Source organism: Kouleothrix sp. 19917 (assembly GCF_057073505.1).
Genome location: NZ_CP097099.1, coordinates 2118181 through 2137346, shown reverse-complemented (window position 1 = coordinate 2137346; position 19166 = coordinate 2118181). Strand labels below are relative to the sequence as shown.

Genomic DNA, 19166 nt, shown 5'->3' with positions numbered 1-19166 from the left:
CTAACCGTTTGCGTCGAGCGGCAGCAGGATGGTGAAGGTTGCGCCCTGGCCGGGTGTGCTTGCCACGCTGAGCTGCCCGCCATGCTGCGTGATGATGTGCGCGCTGATCGCCAGCCCCAGGCCAGTGCCCTGCGTCTTGGTGGTGTAGAAGGGCTCGAACAGGTGCGCAAGGTGCTCGGGCGGGATGCCCACGCCAGTGTCGCTGATCTGAATTTCGATCACAGGGTGGGGCGGGGCCATGAGCAGGCGGCTGCGCGCGGCCAGTGTCCCGCCGTCTTCCATAGCGTCGCAGGCATTCAGCATCAGGTTGAGAAACACCTGGCGCATCTGGTCGGCGTGCGCGGTGATGGCGGGTAGATCGGGCGCAAGGTCGGCTTGAAACACCACATGGCTGTGGCGCAGGTGGGTTTGCATCAGCTCGCCGGTGGCGCGCAGCAGCTCGTTGAGGTCGGTTGGCTCCAGCTCGGCGCGCGTGGGCCGGTAGAAATCGCGCATGCGCGTGATGATGCGGGCGATGCGCCCAAGCTCGCTCTGCGCAACGGCTAAAAACTCGCGCCCCGGCGAGTCGGCCGGCACGTCGTCTTCCAGCAGAAACAGGCTGTTGCGCGCTGCATACAGCGGGTTGTTGATCTCGTGCGCCACCGAGGCGGCCAATTCGCCTACGGCTGCCAGTTTGGCGCTTTGCAGCAGCTGCGCCTGCGTGGTATCGAGCCGGGCCTGCACCTCGGCGTGGCGGGTTTGCGTCTGCGTCAGCGCCGACTGCAGCCGATCGCCGCGCTCGTGCTCGCTGGTTTCGGCAATCGCCACCGCCGCGAGGTCGGCCAGCGCCTGCACAAACGGCAAGTCGCGCGGGATAAACAGGTGCGCGTGCGTGCCCCCGAAAATCACCAGCGCGCCCAGCCGCTGCGACTCAATGCGCAGCGGGGCCAACAGCGCGCTAACCGGCGGCCAGGTTTCGAGCAGATCGGCGTGCTGGGCAGCTTGCTCGGGGCCGAGTTCGTCGAGCGCGCTTTCCAGATCGGGGCCGGCCATGAGCATGGCGCGCGGCGCAATGAATGCGCGCCCGCCCGGCGCCTGCCCCGACAGGATCTGCATTGAGGGTGGAGTGCCGCTACGTGCCGCGCGCAGTTCGAGGGTTATGCCGTCGGGCCGGCTCAAAAACAGCATGGCCCCGCTTGCGCCCGGGAACAGCGCTTCCGACTGCTGCACCACCAGCTGAAGAATCGCCGCCGAGTCGTGCGTGACCAGCAGGGCCGAGCAAACCGCCAGCAGCGTATCGAGCCGTGAGTTCAGCGAAACGGCCGGCAGCTGGCGCTGCGCAGCAAGCTGCGCCGTGAGCGCGTCGACGCGCTGCTGCAGCTGCTCGGCGCGGGCGTGGCGCTGGCGCAGCGCGCGTGTGGGCTGCAGGCGGCGCTTCGCTTGCGAAGGAATTCTGCCCATGTTGCCAAACCTCAACCTGTCGTTGCCAGAGCAGTTCGTGATTTTTCCCACAACAATGGCATACTCATGGACGTATGAATGTGGAAAGGGGGAACGAACGATGGCACGAAAAAAGCGACAGCACCCACTGATCAAGTACGTCCAGGCCTACCTCAGGCAGACAATGCCCGAAATGGCCGGCGCGCGTCTGCAGCTTCGCACCCTCGACGGCCCGCCCGATTCGCCGCGCTACGCCGTGACGGCCGAGCTGTGCACGCACGCCTGCCCCTACGGCACCACCCCGGCGATGGCGGCAGCCGGCCAGTGCCACGTCGTCGATTGCCCGCTGCGCTGCTCGGTGCGCCTGCTGATGGATCGGCGTGGCACGATTATGCACACGACCCGCAGCACACTTCACTGGAACTAGACAGCCGGGGCGACGACCGACCACCGACAACTGACGACTATGGCGAAGTGCAGAAGGAGTATGCCACGGAGAACACGGAGAGCACCGAGCTTGAGATCCATACTCAGTGATCTCTGTGCGCTCTGTGGCTCAACCGTCTTCGGTCGTCCTCGGTCATTCGTCCCTCAGAGCTGCGCCAGGCGCTCTTTCAGCGTGTTGGCCGAGCGCTGGAAGGCGGCCGCCTCGGTCTCGCTAAAGGGCAGGTTGAGCACTTCTTCAATGCCATTGCGCCCAACGATTGTCGGCAGACTGATCGCAATACCATCGACGCCATACTGGCCGCTGAGCGGGCTGCACACCGTCAGCACGGTATTCTGGTCGCGCAGAATCGCCTCGACGATGGTGAGCAGGCCCAGGCCGATCGCGTAGTAGGTGGCCTTTTTGCGCTTGATGATCTCGTAGGCGGCAGTGCGGGTTTGCTCGAAAATAGTCTCCAGCGCGCCCTCGTCGTAGCCGCGCCCGTTTGCGCCCACGAAATCGCGCAGCCGCACGCCCGCAATGTTCGCCAGGCTCCACAGCGCCAGCTCGCTATCGCCGTGCTCGCCAACGATATAGGCGTGCACGCTGCGCGGGTCGACTTTGTAGTGCTCGCCCAGCATGTAGCGGAAACGCGCCGTGTCGAGAATCGTGCCCGATCCGATCACGCGGCCGGGTGCGAGGCCAGCAATTTCATTCGAAATCGTAGTCAGAATATCAACCGGGTTGGTGGCGATCACAATGATTGCGTTGGGCGCGGCTGCCACCACGCGCGGCACAATATCGCGAAACACGCCAGCATTGCGCTGCAGAAGGTCGAGCCGGGTTTCGCCGGGGCGCTGGTTTGCGCCAGCGGTGATTACCACAACTTCGGCGCCTTCGAGCTGCTCGTAGGTGCCGGCGTACATACGCATTGGCCGAACAAACGGCAGGCCGTGGTTCAGATCCATTGCCTCGCCTTCGGCGCGCGCCGTGTCGAGATCGACCAGCACAAGCTCATTCGCCAGCCCGCGCTGCATCAGCGCATAGGCGAACGACGCGCCAACCATGCCCGTTCCAACCAGCCCAACTTTCCCGGTGGTGCGCTGCCCTGGCATAGTTCCTCCCTCTTCAGGCACAATTCAGTGGGGCGACTTCGCTGCTAGTATAGCACAGCGCCCGGTTGCGCTTTCACAACCTTGCGTTGACGCGCGTTCACCATGCGAGCCGTGGTGCAGGCTATACTGGGAAGTGGCGAACGAATGCGAAGAGGAGCCTAACCATGCATGATATTGCGATTATCGGCAGCGGCGCAGCGGGTGTATCGGCGGCCTTGTACGCCCTGACCAAGCAGCTCGATGCCGTGATGATTTATGAGGATGTTGGTGGCAAGGCCGGCACCCAGCAGCACCTTCAGGGCCAGGTTGGCGACGAATATCTGGCCGGCGCCGAGGCGGTTCAGCTCTTTGAGCGGCGCGTCACCTCGCACCCCAGCGCGATCTTGCGCGACCGCGTGATTGGCCTGAAAAAGCAGCACGGCGTGTTCCAGATCGAAACGCAGCGCCATGGCGTGGTGCTCGCCACCGCCGTGATTATTGCCACCGGCGCGGCCCCGCTGACGCTGGATGTGCCGGGGGCGCGCGCGCTGCTCAACCACGGCATTGGCTATTCGATCACCACGCATGCACAGCTCGTGGCCGGCAAGAAGGTCGCCGTGATCGGCACCACGCGGCGCGCATTGCGTGGCGTGATCGAGCTGGCCCGCAGCGCCGCAACGATCTTCCTGATCGCGCTCGACGGCACGAACATGACCTCGCCGCTGGCCCGCACCGTGGCCGCGCTGCCGAATGTGCAGGTGTTTCAGAGCTACCACCTGAAGCAGATCGCCGGGCGCGACAGCGTAGAGTATCTGGCAATCGAGCGCGATGGCGAAGAGTCATTCCTGCATGTCGATGCGGTGTTTGCCGACGTGGGTCTGCTGCCGAACAGCGGCATCGCCCGCCAGCTCGCCCAGGTCGACGGCGATGGCTTTCTGCTGGTCGATAGCCAGAACGCCACGACGCAGCCGGGCTTGTTTGCCGCTGGCGACGTTACCACCGCCTTTGGCGAAAACATTCTGATCGCGATTGGCGACGGCGCGCGCGCGGCTGCCAGCGCCTATGAGTATGTGCTTTCGCGGCCACGCCAGCAGGACGCCGAAAGCGCCGATTAAGCATATGTATTGGGCCACAGAGCGCACAGAGCGCACAGAGGGAATCATAACTCGGTGTCCCCTGTGCACTCTGTGGCCCAACATTCTGTGATGAGGTGGAGGAAGTGCAATGGACGCTGTGCGTGATTGGATGAGCAGCCCGGCAATCGTCGCGCCCGAAACGATGACCCTGCCCGAAGCGCGCCGCATGCTGCGCGAGCGCGGCATTCGCCGCCTGCCAGTAGTGGATGCGCGTGGGCGGCTGGTTGGCATTGTCACCGAGGGCGACATCAACTGCATTTCGGATTCGCATGTGAGCGACGTGCGCGACTACAACCTCTACCACCGCGTGGCCGACCTGCCGCTGCGCGACTTTATGACGCGAGCGGTGGCGACAGTTGCGCCCGACATGCCGGTGATGGACGTGGCGCAGGTGCTGCTCGACCAGCGCATCGGTGGCGTGCCAGTGGTAGCGGATGGCGAGATCGTCGGCGTGATCACCGAGAGCGACCTGTTTCGCCTGATCGTTCGGCGGCATATTGGCGCGGTGAATGAGCATACAGCAGAGCAGGCGCAAGAAGCGTAAAGTGCCATTTTTCCCCATTACAAAAACAAAAGCGGCGCATGTGATATGTTCACATGCTCCGCTCCTTTATGTAAACAGGCGCTATGCCCGTGAACAAGGAAAGGATTTAGCGCTACACAGCCGCCGGGTACTGCGCGCGGGCCGGTTGGCGCGGCGCGTAGGTAATAATGCCGCTCGACTGGCGCTCGCTGAGGTATTTGTTGACCAGCGAGTGCATCAGGTAGCGATCAACGGCGATCAGCAGCGGCAGGGCGCTCATGCGGGCCGCGCCCGATGCCAGCGAAACCTGGCCGCCCGGGCCATCGGGGCGCATATCAAACGTTGCGCGCATAATCAGCCCGTTTTCAACCCACTCCGAGCGGCCAAGCGCCGCGTTATAGCCCCAGTGGAACGTTTCGCCGTTAGGCAGGTAGAAAATACCGCCATCCCAGCCAAACTCAAAGCGCCCAAGCGTAGCACGTCGTGCTGAGGCCAATGCGCGCACCTGGCCATGTTTGCAGGTCAGCAGCCAGCCGCCAGCGGCAGTTTCGGCATAGGCCAGCGAATCCTGCGCAGACGGCCAGATCATCGTCGCAAAGCGCTCGTGGCCGGCGCGCAATTCGTACTGGCGCGGCGTGCCCGCCCCTGCGACCCAGCTCATTGTGCGGCCTGTGGTTTCCGAAAATGATTGCAATCGTAGTTCCATGCCATTTCTCCTCGCGTTTTCGGCCTTCTATTGCAAATCTGGTGCCATCACCTCGGGAAATTCGGGTGAATTTTGCGCGAATTCTGATCTGCGCACGGCCCTGCGCTATAATGGCGCACGCAATCGCCTGAACAACGGAAATAATTGATGGAACACCCGGCTACCCGCCCGCTGCCGCCAGCTATTGCCGCGCAGATGGCCGCGCACGAACTGTTTCGCGAGCTGGATGACGCCACCCGCGCCGCGCTGCTTGCCGAGCTGGAGCTGATCGAGCTGCCGGCGCACGCCCAGCTCTTTGCCGAGGGCGCGCCCGGCGACGCGCTGTATATTGTTGCTGGCGGGCGGCTGCGCGTGCTGCGCGGCGAGCGCGCCATTCGCGAGCTGGGGCGCGGCGAGTATGTGGGCGAATTCGCGCTGCTCACCGGCGAGCCGCGCTCGGCCACGGTGGTTGCCGCGCGCGACAGCAACGTGGTGCGGCTCGCGCAGGCGCTGTTCGAGCGCGTGTTGCAGCGCTACCCGCACGCCATGGCCCAGCTTGCGCGTGGCATCATCCAGCGCGTGCGCCTGTCCGAGCGCAGCGGCACGCCCGGCGCAAGCGTGAGCGCATTTGTGGCGCTGCCCGCCAGCGATGGCGTGCCGCTCGGCGAATTCTGCCGCCAGCTTGCGGCGGCGCTGGCCACCATCGGCCCAACGCTGCACCTCGGCAGCAGCGAGTGCGACCGGCTGTTTGGCCGGGAAGGGGCATCGCAGCTGGCCGACGAGCATGAAGACAACATCGCGCTGGTGGGCTGGCTGGCCGAGCAGGAAGCACGCTATCGCTTTCTGGTGCTCGAAACCGACCACGAGTGGACGGCATGGACGCGCCGCTGCTTGCGCCAGGCGGATCGTCTGCTGATCGTTGGGCGGGCGGGCGCAAGCCCCATCCCCGGCGCGGTCGAGCGCGCATGCGGCGCGGCAGGCGTGCAGGCGCGTGCCGAGCTGGTACTCCTTCAGCCTGCGCACGCCGCCCGCCCGTTTGGGACGCCTGGCTGGCTGGCTGTGCGCAGCGTGCACACCCACCACCACGCCCGGTTAGGAAATCCTGACGACATGGCCCGGCTGGCGCGCCGCCTGGCTGGCCGGGCGCTGGGCGTGGTGCTGAGCGGCGGCGGCGCGCGCGGCACCGCGCATATTGGCGCATTGCGCGCCCTCGACGAAGCCGGCCTGCAGGCCGATTTCATTGGCGGCACCAGCATTGGCGCGCTGATCGGTGCGCTCTACGCCAGCGGGCACAGCCACCGCGCCATGGCCGACATGGCCGCGCTGTTCTCGTCGAGCCGCCGCCTGCTCGACTACACGCTGCCGCTGACCGCGTTTAACGCCACCCGCAAGCTCACTGCCGTGTACCGCGAGCTGTTTGGCGAAACCGAGATCGACGACCTGCCGCGCCGCTTCTTCTGCATTTCCAGCAACCTGACCCGCGCCGAGCCAGTGATCCACGAGCACGGCCCGCTCTGGGCGGCGATCCGCGCCAGCACCGCCATCCCGGTGATCTTCGCGCCAGTGCAGCAGGCGAACGGCGACGTACTGATCGACGGCGGCATTCTGAACAACTTTCCGATCGACCTGATGCGCACGCGCTGCGAGGCCGGCACCGTGATCGGTATCGACGTGGCGCCGCCCACCGACAAAGTGCGCGATTACCACTTTGGGCCGAGCGTGTCGGGCTGGCAGCAGCTATGGAGTCGCGTCAACCCGCTGGCGCGTACGCGCCGCGCGCCCTCGCTCTTCGAAAGCCTGACGCGCACCATCGAGATCAACAGCGCGTATCGCGTGCGCTCGGCGGCCTTCCGCCAGTACGCCGATCTGCTCATTCAGATGCCCGACCGGCCGTTTGGTCGCCTGGCCTTCGACATCTACCCCGAGATGATCGAGATGGGCTACGAGGAAACTCGCCGCCAGATTGCCGAGTGGCGCGGGGCAGCCAACAGATAAAAATAACCACCAAGACACCAAGGCACCAAGAAGCAGAAACATGAAGGCGTTTGCACAACGACGCCGAGTTCCTAATGTGTCGTGCGGCATGAGTTCTGCAGTTCCTTGGTTCTGTGGCTCCGTAGTTCTGCTCAGCCGCAGGTCGTAGGTACCATTCCCGACTGGCCGGGACATATTTCCCGACTCGATTGTGACACATATATCAAGACGGCGGGAAAGGTGTGCAGTATAGTTCACTCATCAAACGAAACGTACTTGCCACCAACAATAAGGAGCCTACGGAAATGACAACTCGCCAACTCACGAACGGAACCGTTCGCACGAATACTACGACCATCGCCGCCGTCCGCAACATCGTTCGCTGGCCGTTCGCCAGCCGCTTCGCCTCGCCGCTGTGGCTCGCGCTGCGCCTGTATGTCGCCATGATCTGGGTGCAGATGAGCCTGGGTAAGTTCACCGCCGGCTGGCTGAACAGCGACCCCTCGGGCGACCTACTGAGGCTGGTGGCCAAAGGCACAATGCCGGTGCCGTTCGCCTTCTATCGCGGCGTGGCCGAAACCATGGTCAGCCTGGGCATCACGCCAATGCTGTCGCACACCATGCCCTTCCTTGAAATGGCGGTCGGCCTGGCGCTGATTAGCGGCATTATGATGCGCGCCGCCTCGGTGGGTGGCATCCTGCTGGTGACGAACATCATCCTGATGGGCATTGGCACAATGGCCTTCGACGGCCGGGTGATCCTGGCGCACGTCCTGCTGATCGCCGGCTACCAGAGCGCCCGCGTGATTGGCTTCGAGCGGCTGGCCGCCTCCATTGCGGGCCGCGCCCTGCGCCCGGTGCGCCCTTACCTGCCCAAGCGCGTCGCTGCTTACGTCCGCTAGTGAGTGCGCCTACTCAATCGAAATATGCACTACGTACTACGCTCTCGGCCTTCTGGTGCGTAATGCGTAGTGCGTAACATTCACCTCAAAACGAAACACAGCGCGGCGGGAGGTAGCCCTTCCCGCCGCGCTGTGTTGCTATGCCGCGCCGCGCTGCGCCGTGGTACACTCCCCAAAAAGGAGAAAAACCATGAACCCGATTGAGCAGCTTCTGGCCGACTACCCGGTGATGATTCTTGATGGCGCGCTGGCGACCGAGCTGGAAGCGCGCGGCTGCGACCTGAACGACCCGCTGTGGTCGGCGCGTGTTCTGCTGGAGCAGCCCGCACTGATCCGGCAGGTGCACGCCGACTACTTCGCCGCCGGGGCCGATTGCGCGATCACCGCCAGCTACCAGGCCACTTTTCCCGGCTTTGCGCAGCGCGGCATTAGTGAAGAACAGGCCACTGCGCTGATGCAGCTGGCGGTGCAGCTTGCCGCCAACGCCCGCGACGCCTTCTGGGCCGATGTGCGCAACCATGCTGGCCGGCCGCGCCCGCTGGTGGCCGCGTCGATCGGGCCGTATGGCGCGTTTCTGGCCGATGGCTCGGAGTATCGCGGCAACTACGGGCTGAGCGAAGACGAACTGATCGCGTTTCACCGCCCGCGCATGGCCGTGCTGGCCGCCGCTGGCGCGGACCTGTTCGCCTGCGAGACGATTCCGTGCATGGAAGAAGCGCGTGCTCTGGCGCGACTATTGGAGGAATTTCCCGAACAGAGCGCATGGTTCAGCTTCAGCGCCCGCGACGGCGCGCATACCTCGCAGGGCGAACCGATTGCCGAGTGCGCGGCGTGGCTCGACGCCGTGCCGCAGGTGGCCGCCATTGGCGTGAACTGCACCGCGCCGCACTTCATCCCCAAATTGGTAAGCGCAATCGCGTTGGCCACAAGCAAGCCCATCGTCGTCTACCCGAACTCGGGCGAAACATACCGCCCCGCCAGCAACAGCTGGGGCGGCGCGGGCGAGATGCAGGGCTATGCCGAGCAGGCAGCCGAGTGGTATGCGCGCGGCGCGCAACTGATCGGTGGCTGCTGCCGCACCAGCCCGCGCGAGATCCGCGCCGTGGCCGAGTGGGCGCGGGCGCGCTAGAAAGTCACCAAACCACGAAGACACGAAGGCACCAAGATATTTAGCTTAACCCTTGATGTCTTCGTGTCTTCGTGGTAGCGGTTCCCCACGGCGTTCTCACTTCGACAGTTCAGCAGTTTTCATTGCTCGGTTCTCAGTCCTTGGTTCTGGGTGTGACGGATCTTTCTGCGGCGCGGGGCTGAAGCCGCCGCGCTACCGAGCGACGCCCGCTGAAGCGGGCTTGAACGAGGCATATGGCAAGCCCGCTTCAGCGGGCGTCGCTTCGAAGCCCGGTCGTTTACGGCCGGGCAGTGCGTGAAACAAGCTGTGTGCAGAACTTTCCGTCACACCCCTTCGTTCCACACCATTTGACCGATTCTGGCAATACGCATATACTTTGCGCCATCTTCACACCAGCGACGTAATATCTGCCAACGATGGCGCGCGCCCGGCGTTTCGGTCGCGTGCTTTCAGTGTGTTCGGAGGCTGGCGATGTTTCTGACCCCCCGCGAGCAGGAAAAACTGCTGATCTATGTCGTTGCCGATCTGGCCCGCCGCCGCCGCGACCGCGGCCTGAAGCTCAACGTCGCCGAGGCCACGGCCCTCATCACTGAGGCGCTGCTGGAAGGCGCGCGCGACGGCCGCACCGTTGCCGAGCTGATGGAGCTGGGCCGCCACGTGCTCAGCCGCGCCGACGTGATGGACGAAGTGCCGGCCATGCTGCCGGTCGTGCAGGTCGAAGCCACCTTCCCCGACGGAACCAAGCTGATCTCGTGCCACGATCCGATTATCTGATTGACGATTTCAGATTTACGATTGTCGATTGGCTCGCAACAGCCAATCGTAAATCCAAAATCGTCAATCGTAAATCCAGGAGGGTGTATGTCAGGCGCTACCGACCGCTACCTGCTGCGCGACGAGCCGGTTGAGATCAACGCTGGCCGCCGCACCGTGACTGTCACTGTCAGCAACACTGGCGACCGCCCGATCCAGGTGGGTTCGCACTTCCACTTCTTCGAGGTCAACCGCGCGCTGAAGTTTGACCGCGCCGCCGCACTGGGCATGCACCTGAACATCCCGGCCGGCCTGTCGGCGCGCTTCGAGCCGGGCGACACCCGCGAGGTCGAGCTGGTCGAGCTGGGCGGGCTGCGCCGCGCGCTCGGCTTCAACGGCCTGGCCGAAGGCAGCACCACCACCACGGGCGGCATCCGCGATGCGCTGCGCCGAGCAAAAGAGCAGGGCTTTATAGATGAAGAGGTGAATGGGTGAATGGGTGACGAGGCTTTACCCCTTCACCATTTCACCCCTTCACCCGCTCACGCAAGGGAGGCGACATGCCACTCATTCCACGACGGCAGTATGCCGCGCTGTATGGCCCCACCACCGGCGACCGCGTGCGCCTGGCCGATACCAACCTGATCATCCAGATCGAGCGCGACCTGCTGCACCACGGCGATGAGGCCGTTTTTGGCGGCGGCAAGACCATCCGCGACGGCATGGCCCAGCGCGCCAGCGCCACCAGCGCCGCCGGCTCACTCGATCTTGTCATCACCAACGCGATTGTGCTCGACGCCGTGCTGGGCGTGGTCAAGGCCGATATTGGCGTGAAGAATGGCCGCATCGTCGCGCTGGGCAAGGCCGGCAACCCCGACAGCATGGACGGCGTGCATCCGCAGATGGTGATCGGCCCCGGCACCGAAGTCATCGCCGGCGAGCACCTGATCGCCACTGCTGGCGCGATCGACTCGCACATCCACATGATCGCGCCGCAGCAGGTCTACGAAGCGCTTTCCAACGGCGTCACAACCTTTATCGGCGGCGGAACCGGCCCGGCCGACGGTACCAACGCCACGACCGTCACACCCGGCCCGTGGTATATCGCGCGCATGCTCGAAGCCGCCGAGGCGCTGCCGGTGAACTGGGGCCTGCTGGGCAAGGGCAACGCATCTTTGCCCGAGGCGCTGCGCGAGCAGATCGAGGCGGGCGTGTGCGGCCTGAAGGATCACGAAGACTGGGGCACTACGCCCGCTGTGATCGACGCATCTTTGCGCGTGGCCGACGAATACGACGTGCAGGTCGCCATCCACACCGACACGCTGAACGAAAGTGGCTTTGTCGAAGACACGATCTCGGCGATTGGCGGGCGCACGATTCACACCTACCACACCGAAGGCGCAGGCGGCGGCCACGCGCCCGACATCATCAAAATCGCCGCGCTGCCGAACATTCTGCCTTCCAGCACCAACCCCACGCGGCCCTACACCATCAACACGCTGGCCGAGCACCTCGATATGCTGATCGTCTGCCACCACCTCAACCCCAGCATTGCCGAAGATGTCGCCTTTGCCGAAAGCCGCATCCGCAAGGAAACCATCGCCGCCGAAGACGTGCTGCACGACCTGGGCGTGATCAGCATGTACTCCTCCGACTCGCAGGCAATGGGCCGTGTGGGCGAGGTCGTCACGCGCGCCTTCCAGACCGCGCACAAAATGAAAGAACAGCGCGGCCCGCTCGACGGCGATACTGCCGAGCACGACAACGCGCGCGTGCTGCGCTACCTCGCCAAGCTCACGATCAACCCGGCGCTGGCGCACGGCATCGCCCACGAAGTTGGCTCACTCGAACCGGGCAAGCTGGCCGATATTGTGCTGTGGGACACGGCCTACTTCGGCGCAAAGCCCAAGATGATCATCAAGGGCGGCATGATTAGCTGGGCCGCAATGGGCGACCCGAACGCCTCGATCCCAACGCCGCAGCCGGTCTTCTACCGCCCGATGTTTGGCGCGCACGCCCGCGCCCTCGGCGCAACCTGCGTGAACTTTATGTCGCAGGCGTCGATCGCGCTGGGCGTGCCCGAGCGGCTAGGCCTGACGCGCCGTGCCGTAGGGGTAAAGAATTGCCGCAGTGTCGGCAAGGCGCATCTTGTGCGAAATGACGCCATGCCGCGCATCGATGTCGACCCCGAAACGTATGAAGTGCGTGTCGATGGCGTGCTGGCGACCTGCGAGCCGGCTGAGCGCCTGCCGCTCACGCAGCTGTTTTATATTGTGTAGTTCACCACGAAGGCACGGAGGCGCGGGGCTTGTTGAGTTGCACGTTGCAAGTTGAAGGTTGCAAGTTGGCAGGTTTGAAGGTTGAAGATTCGCAGGTTTAGCGGCTCAGTGCGTACTGCTGATTGCCGCCTGCCGTCTGTCGCCTGGTTCTGCGGTTCTCGGTTCTGTGCTTCCGTGGTTCTGCGGTTCTTGTACAAACTATCCATATCCTTCGCCTGGTATTCGTTAACCGTGCCTTGACAATCGGCGGCTCTTCCCCTATACTCTGGCTGTTTCCAGTCGGTTCCATCAAGAAAGGCCGCCCTGCGCGGCCCAGTGCCCAATCGGCAGGCTGTTGGTTTTATCCAATGCCCTGGCCGGGTTCAGCCGAATGATACATCGCTTCGTGTCATCCGGTTTGCGCTGAAGCTTCGCCGCACGTTGTGCCCCGTGCGCGTTTTGCCCCTGCACGACAATCCCTAACTCACTGAAACCCACCCGTTAGCACGGGCTTGCTCTGCCCTGCACGCGGGTTTGTGGGCCGCTTAGGTGGCGCAATTGTGCGCCTGGAAAGGAGTGGTCGCGCTGGCACTTCGCCGCGCCGGCGAACCGGGCCAATGATGCGTCTGGCAGTGCAGCCAACCGGGCAAAAAAACTACCGAAGCGAGAAGGCACCCATGCACAAAATCTCAGGCGCACCGCGCCAGGCCACCAAAGCGCGCTCGAATGCGGCGCTGCTGCTCACTATTTCGCTGTTCGCCGCGCTGCTGGCCGCCTGTGGCGGTGGCGCGCCCGCTGCCGCGCCCACGAGCGCGCCCGCCGCCACTGCCGCCGCCGAGCCAAGCGCCGCAGCCGCGCCAACCAGCGCCGCAGAAGGTACTGCCGCCCCGGCAGCCGAAGCTACCGCCGCGCCCGCCGCATCCGGCGACACGATCAAAGTCGGTGTTTTGCATTCGCTCAGCGGCACCATGTCGATCAGCGAAGTGTCGGTGAAAGACGCCACCCTGCTGGCGATCAACGAGATCAACGCGGCGGGCGGCGTGCTCGGCAAGAAGCTTGAGCCGGTGATCGAAGACGGCGCGAGCGACTGGCCGACCTTTGCCGAGAAGGCGACCAAGCTGATCGAGCAGGACAAAGTCGCGGTGGTGTTTGGCTGCTGGACCAGCGCGAGCCGCAAGGCGGTGCTGCCGGTGTTCGAAAAGCTCAACGGCCTCTTGTTCTACCCGGTGCAGTACGAGGGCCTTGAGCAGTCGCCCAATATCTTCTACACCGGCGCCGAGCCAAGCCAGCAGATCGTGCCGGCGGTCGACTACCTGCTAAGCCAGGGCAAGAAGAAAATCTACCTGCTCGGCTCCGACTACGTCTTCCCGCGCACGGCCAACAAGATCATCAAGGCGCAGCTGGCTGCGAAGGGCGGCGAGCTGGCGGGCGAAGAATATGTCCCGCTCGGCGGCACCGAGTTCAGCACGATCATCAGCAAGATTCAGGCGGCCCAGCCCGACGCGATCTTCAACACCCTCAACGGCGACAGCAACGTGGCCTTCTTCAAGCAGTTCAAGGACGCGGGCTACACCGCCGACTCGCTGCCGGTGCTGTCGGTCAGCATCGCGGAAGAAGAAGCGCGCGGCATTGGCCCCGACTACCTGGCCGGCCACCTGGTGTCGTGGAACTACTACCAGACCACCAAAACCCCCGAGAACGACAAGTTTGTGGCGGCCTACAAGGCGGCCTACGGCGCCGACCGCGTGACCGACGACCCGATTGAGGCGGGTTACTTCGGCGTCTACCTGTGGAAGCTGCTGGCCGAAAAGGCTGGCTCGACCGACGTGGCCGCGATCAAGGCGGCGGCGCAGACCAACTCGATTGAGTTCAACGCGCCCGAGGGCCTGGTGAAGGTTGACGGCGAAACGCAGCATACCTGGAAAACCGTTCGCATCGGCAAAATCCGCGCCGACGGCCTGATCGACGAAGTGTCGAGCAGCAACGGCCCGGTCAAGCCCGATCCCTTCCTGAAGCAGTTCGACTGGGCGAAGGGCCTGGCAACGCAGTAGGAAACATTGCTACATCGGGCGCGCCCGCGTCCTGAGTAGCACAGCGTGCGTATCGAAGGGCGCGGGCAGTTTGCTCGCACCCTTCGATACAGCCTTGCAGCTTACTCAGGGTGCCAGGGGAAGGAAACACTATGGCGCTATGGCTTACGCAGCTATTTAACGGTCTGAGTCTCGGCTCGATTCTCCTGATGATCTCGCTGGGCCTGGCATTCTCGTTCGGCCTGATGAACGTGATCAACATGGCCCACGGCGAGTTCATTATGGTTGGCGCATACACTACGTTTCTGTTTCAGCGCACACTCGCGCCGCTGCTGGGTGGCGCGCCCGCCGGCATCTGGTTTCTGCTCGCCATCCCGGCCGCCTTTGTGATCGCCGGGCTGCTGGGCGTGCTGCTGGAAGTCAGCTTGATCCGCTTTCTGTACGGCCGCCCGCTCGATACGCTGCTGGCAACCTGGGGCGTTGGCTTGATCCTCCAACAGGCCGCCCGCTCGATCTTTGGCGCGCCGAATGTGCAGGTCACCAGCCCCGCTTGGTTAAGCGGCGGCCTGCGCCTCGCGCCGGGCTTGCTGCTGCCTTACACGCGCCTGTTCATCATTGGGCTGGTGCTCCTTTGCATTGCGGGCATTTATCTGCTGCTCTATCGCACGCCAAATGGTCGCCGCATCCGCGCTGCCATGCAGAACCGCGAGATCGCCTCGGCGCTGGGCGTGGCAACCCGCCGCGTTGACGCGCTGACCTTTGGGCTGGGCGCGGGCCTGGCGGGCGTGGCTGGCTGCGCGCTGGCACTGATCGGGCCGATTGGCCCTTCGCTCGGCACCTACTACATTGTGGACGCGTTTATGGTCGTGGTGCTGGGCGGCGTTGGTCGCCTGCCAGGCACGATCATGGCTGCGCTGCTGATCGGCATTTTCAACACCCTGCTTGAGCTTGGCACCACCGCGACACTTGGCAAGGTGCTGGTCTTCCTGCTGATTATTGCCTTCCTGCAGTGGAAGCCGGCCGGCCTGGTGGCGCTGCGCACGCGCTAGTGCGCTTTCAGCGCAGGGGTTTGGGGTTGGGAGCGAGAACTGATTAACCACATCAGTATGCGGCTCGGCATAATCGTAAATCCAAAATCGTAAATCGAAAATGCATTAGTGCCATCCGCGGCTCGGGAATCAGCTGGCGCGAAACGGCCGGCTCGTCATAGAGGAGAGATGGAGCGATGAGCGAACGTGAACATTCCACACAGCGCGTCCGCATCTGGCGCTGGGCGGGCTTTCTGGCGCTGTGCGTGGCGCTGCTGCTGATCGCGCCGCTGACCTTGTCCGATTTCCGCCTGAACCTGCTCGGCAAATTCCTGACCTACGCCATCGTCGCGGTTGGGCTCGACCTGCTGTGGGGCTATGGCGGCATGCTGAGTCTTGGGCAGGGCCTGTTCTTCGCGCTGGGCGCCTATGCGATGGGCATGTACCTGAAGCTTGAGTCGTCGGGCACACAGCTGCCCGACTTTATGGTCTGGAGCGGGCTGAGCAGCCTGCCGCTGTTCTGGCAGCCCTTCCACTCGCCCGCATTTGCGCTGCTTGCCGCCGTGCTGCTGCCCGCCGCGCTGGCCGCGCTGATCGGCTTTCTGGTGTTTCGCAGCCGCATCCAGGGCGTCTATTTCTCGATCATCACCCAGGCGCTGACGCTGATCGCCAGCCTCTTGTTCATCGGCCAGCAGCCGATCACGGGCGGCACCAACGGCATCACCAACCTGAACACAATCTTCGGCTACTCGCTTGGCGAACGCTCGACGCAGCGCGGGCTCTATTTCGCCACGGCGCTGTGCCTCTTGGCAGTGTACCTGCTGTGCCGCTGGCTGGCTGGCGGGCGGCTCGGTCGCTTGCTGGTCGCCACGCGCGACGACGAGAACCGCGTGCGCTTTCTGGGCTACAACCCGGTGATGGTCAAGACGCTCGTGTTTGCGCTGGCAGGCGGCATCGCTGGGCTGGCCGGTGCGCTGTTCATCCCGCAAGTCGGCATTATCTCGCCTTCGGCTATGGGCGTGGCACCCTCGGTCGAAATGGTGGTGTGGGTGGCGATTGGCGGGCGCGCGACGCTGATCGGCCCAATCGTCGGCGCGCTGCTGACGAACTGGGCCAAGAGCGGGCTGAGCGAGAACCTGCCAACGATCTGGCAATACTTCCAGGGCGCGCTGTTCGTTGGCGTGGTGCTGCTGTTCCCGCAGGGTCTGGCCGGCATTGTGCGGCAGTTGGGGAGTGGGCGCTGGCCAAGCCAGCGCGGCACTGGCGCGCCTGCGCCCGCGCCGACGGAGGTTCCCGAGGAAGGGTTTGTAACCGCATCCCGCGCAGGAGATTAGCCCCATGGCTCAGAGTGGCATCATCCTTGGCGTGCAATTGGTCACGGTCGAATTCGATGGCTTCAAGGCGCTCGATCAGCTCGATTTCGCGATGGCCTATGGCGAATTGCGCTTCCTGATCGGGCCAAATGGCGCGGGCAAAACGACGCTGCTCGACATTATTACCGGCAAAACGCGCCCCTCGCATGGCCGGATCATGTTCGATGGCCTGCCAGCCATTCAGCACCTGCCCGAGCACCAGCGCGTGCGGCTGGGCATTGGCCGCAAATTCCAGACGCCCTCGATCTTCGGCAGCCTGACCGTGGCCGAAAATCTTGAAGCCGCGATCAGCTTCCGCGATGGGCTGGTGGCGCTGGCTTCGCGCGCCTCCGACAAGCAGCGCCGCCAGGTGATCGACACGCTTGAGCAGATCGGGCTGACGCCGCGCGCCAGCACCCGCGCCGGCCAGCTTTCGCATGGCGAAAAACAGTGGCTGGAAATCGGCATGCTGCTCATCCAGAAGCCCAAGCTGCTGCTGCTCGACGAGCCGGTGGCCGGCATGACCCGCCGCGAGCGCGACCGCACTGGCGAGCTCTTGCAAAGCATCGCCCGCGAGCGTTCGGTACTGGTGGTCGAGCACGACATGGAATTTGTGCGCCGCTTCGCACACACCGTTACCGTGCTGCATACCGGCAAGCTGCTGTGCGAAGGGCCGGTTGAAGCCGTGCAGAACGACCCGCGCGTGATCGAAGTGTACCTGGGCCGCGCCCACGATGGCCCGCCCGCGAAAGGCCACAGCCATGTTGCACATTGAAAAGCTTTCCGTATACTATGGCGAAAGCCGCATCCTGCGCGATGTCTCGCTGGAAGTTGGCGCGGGGCAGGTGGTGTGCCTGATGGGCCGCAATGGCGTGGGCAAAACCACGCTCATGAAGGCGATCATCGGCTTGCTGAAGGCGCGCGGCGGGCACATCCACTTCGGCGAGCGCGACCTGACGGCGCAGCCGCCGCATGTCCGGGCGCGCGCCGGCATTGGCTATGTGCCGCAGGGGCGCGGAATCTTCCCGTACCTGACGGTCTACGAAAACCTGGTGATGGGCTTCGAGGCGCGGCCCGGCGCGCGCCCCGACCCAAGCGCCATCGAAGAAGTGTACGCCACCTTCCCGGTGCTCAAGCAGATGCGCGGGCGCGTGGCCGGCACGCTTTCGGGCGGGCAGCAGCAGCAACTGGCGTTTGGCAGGGCGCTGGTGCGCCGCCCGCAGCTGCTACTGCTGGATGAGCCAACCGAAGGCGTGCAGCCCTCGATCATGCTCGAAATCGAGAATGTGATCCGCTCCCTGCGCGAGCGCGGCGACCTGGCGATTCTGCTGGTCGAGCAGTTTATTGACTTCGCGCTGGGCGTCGCCGATCGCTTCTATGTCATGGAAACCGGCAGCATTGTGGCGAGCGGCGCGGCGAGCACCTTCACCGACGCCATGGCGCGCGAATACCTGGCGGTGTAGCCGAAATAGAACCAAGAGCCAGGAATAATTACCACGAAGACTCAAAGGCACGAAGGTCTTCTGGTGGCGATAAAATCTTGGTGTCTTGCTGTCTTTGGGGCAACATAAAAGCTATTGATACGCGAATTGTTTTGATGATGTCAGTGGGTTTCAGCAAGTCTAAAATATGCTGACTCCTGACTTCTGACTTCTGACGGCTGCAATTATGATCTCACTGCTTCCCGCGCTCCAACTGGCCGACTCGTTTTTCCCCAGCGGCATGTACACCCAGTCGCATGGCATCGAGCAGTTTGTCGCGGCAGGGGCTGCCGGCGCGGCGCAGCTTGCGCCGATTGTGCACGCATACCTGCGCGACAGCGCCGGCCCAGCCGATGCCCTGGCCGCGCGCTGGGTGGTACGCGCCGCGCAGGCCGGCGACATCGAGCTGCTGGCCGCCATCGATGCGCGGCTGGAGGCCACCAAGCTCGCCGCCGAAACCCGCGCCGCCTCGAAGCGCTGTGGCGGGCGCGTGCTGCTGCTTGGGCGCGACCTGTACGGCACGCCGCTACTGCGCGACTATGCTGCCCGCGTGGCGGCCGGGGGCGGGTTTGCGCACCAGGCGCTGGTGCTGGCGCTGCTGGGCGCGGCTGGCGGGCTGGATGAAGACGCGGCGGTGCTGGTCGAATTACACACCTTCACGGTCAGTCTGGTGGGCGCAGCAGTGCGTCTGGGCGCGCTCGATCACGCGGGCGCGCAGGCAATACTGCTCGGCGCGCAGCCCGTGATCGCTGCCGCCGCCGACGCAAACCGCGCGAGCGACTGGCGCGACATTGGCGGCTTCGCCCCGCAGATCGACGTGATGCAGTTCCGCCACCGCTACGCCGAAATGCATATGTTCGCGAGCTAAACGAAGATTTACGATTTATGATTTACGATTTGGCCTTCACCCAAAAACCTGCAACTTGCAAACCTGCAACCTGCACCTCGCACGGGCGTATCGCATACGCCCCAACAAAC

Annotated in this window: 18 protein-coding genes; 15 read left to right on the top strand and 3 right to left on the bottom strand. The window is 64.2% G+C overall.

Annotated elements, in window-relative coordinates; translation table 11 throughout:
- Nucleotides 1–1440, bottom strand: a complete 1440-nt coding sequence (locus M1P90_RS08820; RefSeq protein WP_483702247.1) for a sensor histidine kinase — start codon at nt 1438–1440, stop codon at nt 1–3.
- A gap of 100 nt (nt 1441–1540) precedes the next feature.
- Here M1P90_RS08820 and M1P90_RS08815 point away from each other — a divergent pair, with 100 nt between their 5' ends.
- Nucleotides 1541–1846 carry a hypothetical protein gene (locus tag M1P90_RS08815; protein WP_483702246.1) on the top strand — a complete coding sequence of 102 codons (306 nt, stop codon included), beginning with the start codon at nt 1541–1543 and terminating at the stop codon, nt 1844–1846.
- 164 nt (nt 1847–2010) lie between these two features.
- Here the strand turns inward: M1P90_RS08815 and M1P90_RS08810 are convergent, their stop codons facing one another.
- Nucleotides 2011–2958 (bottom strand): L-lactate dehydrogenase, encoded by a 948-nt coding sequence (locus tag M1P90_RS08810; RefSeq protein ID WP_483702245.1) that lies wholly within the window; start codon nt 2956–2958, stop codon nt 2011–2013.
- Nucleotides 2959–3122: 164 nt separating this feature from the next.
- Here M1P90_RS08810 and M1P90_RS08805 point away from each other — a divergent pair, with 164 nt between their 5' ends.
- Entirely contained in the window at nt 3123–4052 is a 930-nt protein-coding gene (locus tag M1P90_RS08805; protein WP_483702244.1) for an NAD(P)/FAD-dependent oxidoreductase, read from the top strand.
- Nucleotides 4053–4161: 109 nt separating this feature from the next.
- Nucleotides 4162–4617 (top strand): CBS domain-containing protein, encoded by a 456-nt coding sequence (locus tag M1P90_RS08800; protein ID WP_483702243.1) that lies wholly within the window; start codon nt 4162–4164, stop codon nt 4615–4617.
- Nucleotides 4618–4729: 112 nt separating this feature from the next.
- Here M1P90_RS08800 and M1P90_RS08795 read toward each other — a convergent pair whose 3' ends face one another.
- Entirely contained in the window at nt 4730–5302 is a 573-nt protein-coding gene (locus M1P90_RS08795; protein ID WP_483702242.1) for a hypothetical protein, read from the bottom strand.
- 147 nt (nt 5303–5449) lie between these two features.
- Here M1P90_RS08795 and M1P90_RS08790 point away from each other — a divergent pair, with 147 nt between their 5' ends.
- The 12 genes from M1P90_RS08790 to M1P90_RS08735 all read left to right on the top strand — a co-directional run bounded on the left by M1P90_RS08790 (nt 5450) and on the right by M1P90_RS08735 (nt 19056).
- A complete protein-coding gene (locus M1P90_RS08790; RefSeq protein ID WP_483702241.1) occupies nt 5450–7276 on the top strand; it encodes a patatin-like phospholipase family protein in 1827 nt (608 codons plus the stop codon).
- A gap of 284 nt (nt 7277–7560) precedes the next feature.
- Nucleotides 7561–8157 (top strand): hypothetical protein, encoded by a 597-nt coding sequence (locus M1P90_RS08785; protein ID WP_483702240.1) that lies wholly within the window; start codon nt 7561–7563, stop codon nt 8155–8157.
- Between the two features lie 190 nt (nt 8158–8347).
- Nucleotides 8348–9286 (top strand): homocysteine S-methyltransferase, encoded by a 939-nt coding sequence (gene mmuM, locus M1P90_RS08780; protein WP_483702239.1) that lies wholly within the window; start codon nt 8348–8350, stop codon nt 9284–9286.
- A 471-nt stretch (nt 9287–9757) separates the two neighbouring features.
- Nucleotides 9758–10060, top strand: a complete 303-nt coding sequence (locus tag M1P90_RS08775; protein ID WP_483702238.1) for an urease subunit gamma — start codon at nt 9758–9760, stop codon at nt 10058–10060.
- A gap of 87 nt (nt 10061–10147) precedes the next feature.
- Nucleotides 10148–10534: an urease subunit beta gene (locus tag M1P90_RS08770; RefSeq protein WP_483702237.1), complete on the top strand. Its 387-nt coding sequence runs from the start codon at nt 10148–10150 to the stop codon at nt 10532–10534.
- 65 nt (nt 10535–10599) lie between these two features.
- On the top strand, nt 10600–12318 hold the full coding sequence (gene ureC / locus M1P90_RS08765; RefSeq protein ID WP_483702235.1) for an urease subunit alpha: 1719 nt from the start codon (nt 10600–10602) through the stop codon (nt 12316–12318).
- 656 nt (nt 12319–12974) lie between these two features.
- Nucleotides 12975–14348 (top strand): urea ABC transporter substrate-binding protein, encoded by a 1374-nt coding sequence (gene urtA / locus M1P90_RS08760; RefSeq protein WP_483702233.1) that lies wholly within the window; start codon nt 12975–12977, stop codon nt 14346–14348.
- Between the two features lie 131 nt (nt 14349–14479).
- Nucleotides 14480–15376 carry an urea ABC transporter permease subunit UrtB gene (urtB, locus tag M1P90_RS08755; RefSeq protein WP_483702232.1) on the top strand — a complete coding sequence of 299 codons (897 nt, stop codon included), beginning with the start codon at nt 14480–14482 and terminating at the stop codon, nt 15374–15376.
- A 176-nt stretch (nt 15377–15552) separates the two neighbouring features.
- Entirely contained in the window at nt 15553–16689 is a 1137-nt protein-coding gene (gene urtC, locus M1P90_RS08750; RefSeq protein ID WP_483702230.1) for an urea ABC transporter permease subunit UrtC, read from the top strand.
- A 4-nt stretch (nt 16690–16693) separates the two neighbouring features.
- Nucleotides 16694–17482 (top strand): urea ABC transporter ATP-binding protein UrtD, encoded by a 789-nt coding sequence (gene urtD, locus M1P90_RS08745; protein WP_483702229.1) that lies wholly within the window; start codon nt 16694–16696, stop codon nt 17480–17482.
- A complete protein-coding gene (urtE, locus tag M1P90_RS08740; protein WP_483702228.1) occupies nt 17469–18170 on the top strand; it encodes an urea ABC transporter ATP-binding subunit UrtE in 702 nt (233 codons plus the stop codon). Before urtD ends, urtE begins: the two co-directional genes overlap by 14 nt.
- 205 nt (nt 18171–18375) lie before the next feature.
- Nucleotides 18376–19056: an urease accessory protein UreF gene (locus M1P90_RS08735; RefSeq protein WP_483702227.1), complete on the top strand. Its 681-nt coding sequence runs from the start codon at nt 18376–18378 to the stop codon at nt 19054–19056.
- Nucleotides 19057–19166 lie beyond the last annotated feature (110 nt).